This is a genomic window from Aquaspirillum sp., assembly GCF_055136605.1.
Genome location: NZ_JBSQVP010000080.1, coordinates 1 through 8606 on the forward strand (window position 1 = coordinate 1; position 8606 = coordinate 8606).

The window sequence follows — 8606 nt, forward strand, 5'->3', positions numbered from 1 at the left end:
GTGTATAAGAGACAGTTTTAATATCCTGCCCTTTTTCAATGAGGGATTCTGCTTTGCGGTGTTTTGCGCTTTTTTCTTGCCCTGCTAATCGCTGCAAATCTTGTTCACCGACCACCAAAAAGGTGGTTTTTTTGTTCACGCCATCGAGCACATCAAAACCGGCTTGGCTGGCAATTTTGGCGGCTTCAGCCCTTGGCACGGCCAATGCGCCGGTGAATACAATCGCTTCACCGTAAAACGGGCCCTCTGTGTCGCCTGCGGTGGCAACAGAGTTGACCCGTTGGCCTTCTTGCCACGCCATTGGCTTTTTCACTCGCGATTGCCACCAAGCGATGTCTTGGCCGCTTTCGCTCAGGATATGCGACAGCACCTTGCCTGCGGCGATGGCATCGGCAAGGGCATGATGGTGTTCAAAGTCGAACTTGAGTTTTTTGGCTATTTTGGCAAGGCCATAGCCTTTTTGGGCGCAATCTGGCCAATATCGCCGCACTGCGCGAGTAATATCAAACCAGTCTGCCGCAAATAAAAGATTGTTTTTTGCTGTGGCTTTTTGTATAGCAAATCGATCAAATGCGCCATAGCTTGCCAATAATTGGCCTTGGCTTTTTTGTTTTAATTCGCCAGCAATATCCAAAAAAGTGGGTGAGTTTTTCACGTCTTTTGGTGTAATGCCGTGAATACTGATATTCATGGCTGAAAACTCAGCCTTTGGGTTAATCAGTTGCACCCATGTTTCTTTTATTTCGCCATTTTCAAACCTTGCCATGCCAATTTGGCAAATGCTTGATGGGCATTCATTGGCTGTTTCAACGTCTATTGCGACAAAATCCATCATCCCCTCACGCTGCATGACAAAAACAACAGGCTAACGAGAGGGGATTTTCTGGTCAATGCTTTTTGTAGCTTGAGTTTAATTCATCCACAGTTACAAAGAACGAGCAGATTAGGTGAGCCCAAATTTTCCTACACTATCTGACTAAAAACGACCTGATGCAGAAACACGCTCATCTGCATTTTGGTCAATCTCGGCAGTGATACGGGAAATTCGTGCTTGAATACGCTCTTTGGCATCCTCAAGTACCAGCAACTGAATTTCAGCCAGAGAGCGATTAAGTGCTCTAACTTCAGTTTGGATAGCGATAGCTCTCCCATCAGATTCAATAGTAAGTGATACATCGAGAGCACCTTCAATGGAACGAGAAATTTCCAATCGTTCCCCATGCTCTTGATTAGGAAACATTGCTAAACGAATGGTCATATGTCCTCCTGTTTTCCTAAAAAAATTCCGAATTTAATTGATGTCCGCCACGTAGTTGGGTTGAAAAAATCAACCCAACCGCGTCGTTAAATAAAAAACGATCAAGCAAATTGATGACAGAAACGCAGGGCTTGCGGATAGGGATAAAAATCTTCCATGTGACCGGCGCGGATTTTCTGCTGTCGCTCAATCCAAAACTCCGCGCTTAACAAATCGCGGTGATACTTCAAGAACATCCGCCGAGTTTCGTGATTGCCAAGTAAGAAAGTCGCAAACTCCTCGGGGAAGACATCATTTTTCGCCACCGGATACCACGGCTCGGACGACATCTCCATCTCCGGCGTAGGTGCCGGTGGGATTTTGCGGAAATTACAATCGGTCATGTACTCGATTTCATCGTAGTCATAAAAAATCACCCGACCATAACGCGTTACGCCGAAGTTCTTCCACAACATATCCCCCGGGAAAATATTCGCCGTCGCCAACTCACGAATCGCATCGCCATACTCTTTAATCGCGTGCTCTTTCTGCTCCGGTGTTGCATTCTCGATATACATATTCAACGGCTTCATCCGCCGCTCAATATACAAATGTTGAATCACAATGCTGTCTTCGGTTTCTTCAATAATCGATGGCGCCAATGTGCGTAATTGCTCCATCAACTCAGGATCAAAACGGTGTTTCGGAAACGCAACATTTGAAAAATCCAACGTATCCGCCATCCGCCCCACACGATCATGTTGCTTCACCAACTGATATTTCCGTTTCACCGTTGCATGATCGACTTCCTTACTCGTACCAAACACATCTTTAATAATCTTGAACACAAACGGGAACGACGGCAGCAAAAACACCAACATCACCAAACCCGGAATACCGGGGGCAATCACAAAATTGTCGTTGGAATGTTGTAGATGGTGCATAAAATCACGGTAGAAAATATTCTTACCCTGTTTTTGTAAGCCCAACATGGTGTAAAGCTCGGCCTTGGTTTTAGTCGGCAAAATCGAGCGCAAGAATTGCACATAACCCGAAGGCGCTTCCATTTCCACCAAGAAATACGCCCGTGAAAACGAGAACAACACGCCAATCCGCCACGCTTCTAACAACACCGTGTCTAAACGCAAACGGCCGTCGTCATTAAACATCACCGGTACGGCAAAGGGATAAACCTGTGCGCCGTTGACCACTTTGCCAATGATCCACGCGGTTTTATTGCGATAAAAAGCCGAGTGCAGAATTTGGATTTGATAACTCACCTCGGGCTGTGGCCACGCGCCGCCAAGATGATTAAACACCGCCCGCATCACATGCTGAATATCACGCCGTAAATCAGCAAACGGCGTTTTCCAACCAAAATCTTCGATGATTTTACGAATGGTGGCGCGTAGACCTGTTTTGGCAGGGTAGTAGCTGCGATAGGTGGGCGGGTCGGTTTCAATGTACTCGGTCGAAATCACCGGCCGCACAAAAATAAAATCGTTATTGAAGTAGTTACGATGCAAGATGCGGGTGAACACCGAGTTGAAAAAAGTCTCAGCCAATTCGGGTTGGCGATGATTCACCAACAAACCGATAAAGTGCAGCTTAACCTGCTGCCACACCGTTTCGTCCAACGACTGCGCCTGAAATTCATCTTGTAAACGAGCGGTGGTTTCTGTCACACGCTCATCATAAAAATCAATCCGCTCTTGGATAGTGCGTTGCATCCCCATCCAATCTTGCGCTTCGAATTGCGACTTGGCACGTGCGCTACACTCACGGAACAAACGGTAATGACGATTAAAACCATCGACTAAAGCTTGGGCAATGTCCCATGCAATTGGATGGCGAGTGACAGCGATATTCATAAAACAAGCACCCCTCTTTTGATTATTTGTTTTGTGTGTTACGGACGGTAAAATACCGTAAGCATAGCGCGTTGTCTCGATCTCAGGCAAAGATAGTTTTTGCCACAGCAAAAGCCAACGACTTGCTAGCAGGGGCGCGGGTTTTGCCGGATAATAGAGGGGAACACGAAAAAATCTGATGTTTGGCCTACCCTGCCACATTATATTTTTTCCGCTTCGCCCGCACTTTCGTACCCTGAGGGCCGCTGGGCACCGCCTCATGGCGCCAAGCCGCCCCCACCCGGGCGCGGCTCCGTTCGAGCCACACCTTTAATAACTCAACTCAAGATGGAGTAGGCATGAGCGCAACTTCGCATATCAAGGTCCCCCAAGAAGGCCAAAAAATTGTCCCTGGTCAACCCGTTCCTAACAATCCGATTATTCCTTTCATCGAAGGCGATGGTATTGGTGTCGATATCACTCCGGTGATGAAAGATGTGATTGATGCTGCTGTTGCGAAAGCCTATGGTGGCGAGAAGAAAATTCATTGGATGGAAGTGTATGCTGGTGAAAAATCCACCCGCATCTACGGTGCTGATGAATGGCTGCCAAAAGAAACATTTGACGCACTGAAAGAATATTCCGTGTCGATCAAAGGCCCAATGACCACCCCAGTCGGCGGCGGTATCCGTTCGTTGAACGTGGCATTGCGTCAAGAACTCGACCTGTATCAGTGCGTGCGCCCTGTGCGCTATTTCACTGGCGTGCCTTCGCCACTGAAAGACCCAACGAAAACCGATATGGTGATCTTCCGTGAAAACACCGAAGACATCTATGCTGGTATCGAATGGCAAGCTGAGTCCGACAACGCCAAGAAAGTCATCGACTTCTTGCAAAACGAAATGGGCGTGAAAAAAATCCGCTTCCCAGCTACCTCGGGTATCGGTATCAAACCTATTTCAGTTGAAGGCACCACTCGTATTGTGCGCGCCGCGATGAAATACGCGATCGACAACGATCGTAAGAGCGTTACCTTGGTGCACAAAGGTAACATCATGAAGTTCACCGAAGGTCTGTTCCGTGATGTGGGCTACAAAGTGGCTCAAGAAGAATTCGGCGCAGAACTGATCGATGGCGGCCCATGGTGCAAATTCACCAACCCGAACACCGGTCGTGAAATCGTGGTGAAAGACGCGATTGCTGATGCTTTCTTGCAACAAATCCTGTTGCGTCCTGCTGAATACGATGTGATCGCTTGCTGCAACTTGAACGGCGACTACATCTCTGACGCCTTGGCTGCACAAGTTGGTGGTATTGGTATTGCCCCAGGTGCAAACATTTCTGACCAATACGCTTGCTTTGAAGCGACCCACGGTACTGCACCAAAATATGCTGGTCTGGACAAAGTGAACCCAGGTTCGCTGATTCTGTCGGCAGAAATGATGCTGCGCCATCTGGGCTGGAAAGAAGCCGCCGACTTGGTGATCAAGTCGATGGAAGCCGCCATTGGCGACAAGATCGTGACTTATGACTTTGCCCGTCTGATGGATGGTGCAACTGAAGTGAGCTGCTCTGACTTCGGTAAGGCAATGATCGAACGCATGTAATCGCGTGTTGTCGTGAAAAACCGCAGCTGCCAGCTGCGGTTTTTTTATGCCTCAAGTTGGAAGCGGTTTACCACCAATAAGCGGGTTTCTGCCGCGTGGGAAAGGGCTTCGACTTGCTGATGTGATGCCGAGACCACCGATACCGTGTGATCGGCCCCTTCGGCTAACGCTTCGAGACGATCAGACATGATATGACTGGTACGCGCTTGTTCTTCGGCCTCTTCGGCTAGTTTGCGGAATGCTTCTGCCAACGCCACCACGGCCTGACCAATCCCATCCAACTCACTGACAATAATTTGTCCGTCTTCCACCCCTCGCACGCTGGCCTCGGCCGCTGCACCCACCGCTTCTTGGGCCGCACTGATTTCTGTTTTGACATGCTCAGCCAAGCGTGAGATGTCGGCGGTTGACGCTGCAGTACGTTCGGCTAATTTGCGTACCTCATCCGCCACCACCGCAAACCCACGCCCTTGTTCTCCTGCGCGTGCCGCTTCGATAGCTGCATTCAACGCCAATAAATTGGTTTGGGCGGCAATGTCTTGGATGCTGATGCTAATTCGCTCAATTTCTTGAATACGATTGGCTAATAAATTCATCCTTGCCACAGCATCACGCACCACCTGCCCCGAGTCGGCTAAATCCGCTGCCGCTTTCTTGCCGGTAATCCCTGCTTCATAAGCACGTCGCTCAGCCTCAGTCGCTGCAGTGGCGGATTCTGCCGCGCTGAGCGCCATGTGGTGAACTAGCTCGCCCACTTCTTCAATTTCATTGGCTACCGCCGTCACCGCTTCAGAATGTTCCCGCGTATGTTCACGCACCCGCTCACTCATTGCAGCCAGTTGGCGCGCCCCTTCGTCCAATTCTGCTGCATGTTGCCGGCCATCGAGCAACAAATCGACCAAGGTGTGAATGAAATGATTGAAAGCCTGTGCCACTTCGCCAATTTCATCTTGAGTGCCGACGGGCAAACGCTGGCGTAAATCACCATTAGCCAATAAACCGCAAACCACGCTCATGTGTTTCAAACGGCGCGCCAACGATTGGCTAACCCAAATTTGACTGCCCACAATCAAGAATGCTGATAAAGCCAGCGGAATTAAAATTCCTAAGAAAAGATGGTTAATACGCTGTTTTGCTTGTTCACGTGCCACCACCGCCCGTTTTTGTTCAATCGCAATCAAACCATCAATTTCACTGACCATCGGTGCCATATAAATGCGATAGATTTGTTCAGGAATCGCAATAGCATCTTCGGGGGCCGTGGCCGCAATTTTCACTGCGCTTTGAAATTGTTTGAGGTAGTTCTTCCAGTTTTGATTGATTTGTTCATCCAAACGCTGATGTTCGCTCGGTTCCAGATCATCACGCAGCGCCAGCAATTCAGCCTGAATCAGCTCATCGGTTTGACGCAGCACTTTATCGGTTTCTTCTAAAATCGGATCAGCTCGGGCAACAGAAAGCGCATTGGCTTTGACCGTGGTGAGGCGAAAGATCGCATTTTGCCGTGTTTCATAGTTGGCAAATCGCGCTTCGAGTTGTTGCAGCTGCCACGCATTCCCCCCCATCACCGCCAATAGGGTGAGGGTGGCTAATGCTGCAAGTGCATATAAGCGGGTAGAAATTTTCATTAGAGACACAGCTCCAGACACCATAGCCGGTAGGACTTAGCGCGGTCGAAGTAAGAAAAACGCGCCAAGCCTACGGGGGAGATGTGACAGGATTGTGTCAAAATATGAACGACAAAATGGAAACTTTGCCGCAATGACAAAACAGAATTTTATGACAAATTAAGCCAATCTCTTTATTAAAACAGTGGCTTAACTTATGCGATAAGTCAGTTTTTAATCTTCAGAAAATTGCAATTTTGCTGCTGTTTTTACCAAATTTATCGTTTGATCATCAAGCGATTTGGTTGCAGCTAAGGTTTCTTCTGCGACAGCGGCATTATGTTGTGTCGTGGCATCAATTTCACGCAACGCAGCATTTAAGTTAATAAAACCATCGGCGTGGGTGGCATTGGCACGGGCAATTTCCCCCATCAAACTGTGAACCTGTTCTACCACCGTCACCACTTGCTGTAATGCCACGCCAACCTGAGCTGCACGCTGTTTTGAATCGGCCATTTTGGCAGTCGATTCAGTAATCAAAGCGTCAATTTGGTGGGCCGCATCGACTGAGCGTTGTGCTAAGGCCCGCACCTCGTCCGCCACCACTGCAAACCCACGCCCGGCTTCACCCGCCCGCGCTGCTTCAATAGCCGCATTCAATGCCAACAAATTGGTTTGTTCAGCAATCCCATCCATCACTCCAACAATAGCGCGAATTCGGTCTGAGCTACTGGCCAACATGGCAATTTCTTCGACCAGAGCCGCCATCTGTAGTCCACTGTGAGAGGCCAGCTGTTCCGCTTCACGGCTGATGCTGGCGGCTTGTTGGGTGCGTTCAGCGTTTTGCGCCACACCTTGGCTCATTTCATTGGCACTGGCAGAGATTTCTTCAAGGCTAGAAGCCTGACGCTCGGTGACCATCGCCACTTGGCTGCTGGCGGCGATTAACTGTTGGGTGGCGACTTCTAAGGCCTCACTGCTGCTTTGCACTGTCTCGGCCACAGCAGAAGCGGTGTGTAACATCTCACGCCGACGTTGTTGGGCATAACGCAGCGCACTTTGCATTTGATCAAGCGCGGCTAATAATTCGCCGGTTTCATCGCGGGATTGGATGTCGATACGATTATCAAATTGACCTTGAGCAATCGCAGCGGCAATTTGATTGGCGCGTGCCAAGGGTTGACGCACCATTTGTTTGGCTAACCAGAAAATCAGCGCGCCAACAATCAAGGTCAAAATACCCGTTACCAGAAACACGCGCAGCGTCAGCTGCAAACTCAGTTGATGGAACTCATCTTGGTAAGAAGAGGTGCCAATTAACCAATTCCATGTGGGGGCAATGGCAAAGGCGGCAATTTTCTCTCGCTCACCATCCTGATCTGTCCAGCCATAGGTCAACACCCCTTGTTTGCGCTCCAACATCGCTTGCACCAGCGGGAAACCACGGCTGTCTTTAACCTCTAATAAGCTTTTGTTTTGTTGTGTTGGGTGGATAATTGCTACGCCGTATTTATCACCCGCGCGGGCGTTAATCGCAAAAGCATAGCCGGTGTCACCGACTTTGACTGATTCAATCCGTTTTTTTAAGTCGGCCAAACTTTGGGTAAATTCCAAACCAACAAATAAGGCGCCAATCACCTGCTTCTGTTCATCCAGTAGTGGGTGATAGTGGGTAATGTAATCACGGCCAAACAACAAGGCTGGCCCCCAAAAGGGTTCACCCTTCATCAATGTGGCGTAAGCGGGATGTTGTCGATCAAGCTTAGTGCCAATCGCACGCAAGCCATCTTCTTTTTTCAATGATGTGGTGACGCGTACCAAATCATCACCATCACGGACAAAAATCGTGGCCACGACTGCGCCAGCCAATGTATTGGTAAAGCTATCGACGGTTGAAAAATCATTATTGACTAACTGATGACCCGACCATAAAGCCGGTGCTGTTTCGGTGCCAACAGCAATCCGTTGGGTGGTATCTAATCTAAAATCATCGTCATAACGATCCCGCAACAACTCAGCCATTTGATCGGCGGTTTGGTTTTGGACTTGCGCCACCGACTCCACCATATCCACAATCTGCTGGTTTTGAATGGATAGCCGTTCGACCGTCGCTTGGTCAAGCAACGTGCTGCCAACGCGGTTGATGTAAAAACCGGCAACTAAGGATCCAATGGTAAGAAAGAGAAAAGCCACCAAGCTCAGCTTCGTGGCAATCGAGGCATGGCGTAAAAAAGCAGGTTGTTGCATAGAGGAACACTTTATGAAACAAGAAAACTACTCATTTTAGCTAAAAAATCAAAACCAG

6 protein-coding genes are annotated in these 8606 nt (G+C 48.9%); 1 reads left to right on the forward strand and 5 read right to left on the reverse strand.

The window, feature by feature from the left end:
* The 3 genes from ACTBZS_RS11015 to aceK all read right to left on the reverse strand — a co-directional run.
* The coding region (locus ACTBZS_RS11015; protein WP_463044155.1) for an exonuclease domain-containing protein at nt 1–835 on the reverse strand (835 nt) is incomplete at its 3' end.
* A 141-nt stretch (nt 836–976) separates the two neighbouring features.
* Nucleotides 977–1258 carry a hypothetical protein gene (locus ACTBZS_RS11020; protein WP_463044156.1) on the reverse strand — a complete coding sequence of 94 codons (282 nt, stop codon included), beginning with the start codon at nt 1256–1258 and terminating at the stop codon, nt 977–979.
* Between the two features lie 101 nt (nt 1259–1359).
* A complete protein-coding gene (gene aceK / locus ACTBZS_RS11025; RefSeq protein WP_463044157.1) occupies nt 1360–3108 on the reverse strand; it encodes a bifunctional isocitrate dehydrogenase kinase/phosphatase in 1749 nt (582 codons plus the stop codon).
* A gap of 338 nt (nt 3109–3446) precedes the next feature.
* Between aceK and icd the strand changes: the two genes are divergently transcribed.
* On the forward strand, nt 3447–4694 hold the full coding sequence (icd, locus tag ACTBZS_RS11030) for an NADP-dependent isocitrate dehydrogenase (RefSeq protein ID WP_460430876.1): 1248 nt from the start codon (nt 3447–3449) through the stop codon (nt 4692–4694).
* A gap of 44 nt (nt 4695–4738) precedes the next feature.
* Here the strand turns inward: icd and ACTBZS_RS11035 are convergent, their stop codons facing one another.
* Both ACTBZS_RS11035 and ACTBZS_RS11040 read right to left on the reverse strand, forming a co-directional pair.
* Complete coding sequence (locus ACTBZS_RS11035; RefSeq protein WP_463044158.1) at nt 4739–6322, reverse strand: methyl-accepting chemotaxis protein; 1584 nt, start codon at nt 6320–6322, stop codon at nt 4739–4741.
* Between the two features lie 213 nt (nt 6323–6535).
* The gene (locus ACTBZS_RS11040) at nt 6536–8548 is read right to left on the reverse strand and encodes a methyl-accepting chemotaxis protein (RefSeq protein ID WP_463044159.1); all 2013 of its coding nucleotides are present in this window, start codon (nt 8546–8548) and stop codon (nt 6536–6538) included.
* Between the last annotated feature and the right edge of the window lie 58 nt (nt 8549–8606).

Coding starts and splice junctions, on each gene's coding strand:
- ACTBZS_RS11020 (WP_463044156.1), bottom strand. CDS start 1,258: ATGACCATTCGTTTAGCAATGTTTCCTAATCAAGAGCATGGGGAACGA.
- aceK (WP_463044157.1), bottom strand. CDS start 3,108: ATGAATATCGCTGTCACTCGCCATCCAATTGCATGGGACATTGCCCAA.
- icd (WP_460430876.1), top strand. CDS start 3,447: ATGAGCGCAACTTCGCATATCAAGGTCCCCCAAGAAGGCCAAAAAATT.
- ACTBZS_RS11035 (WP_463044158.1), bottom strand. CDS start 6,322: ATGAAAATTTCTACCCGCTTATATGCACTTGCAGCATTAGCCACCCTC.
- ACTBZS_RS11040 (WP_463044159.1), bottom strand. CDS start 8,548: ATGCAACAACCTGCTTTTTTACGCCATGCCTCGATTGCCACGAAGCTG.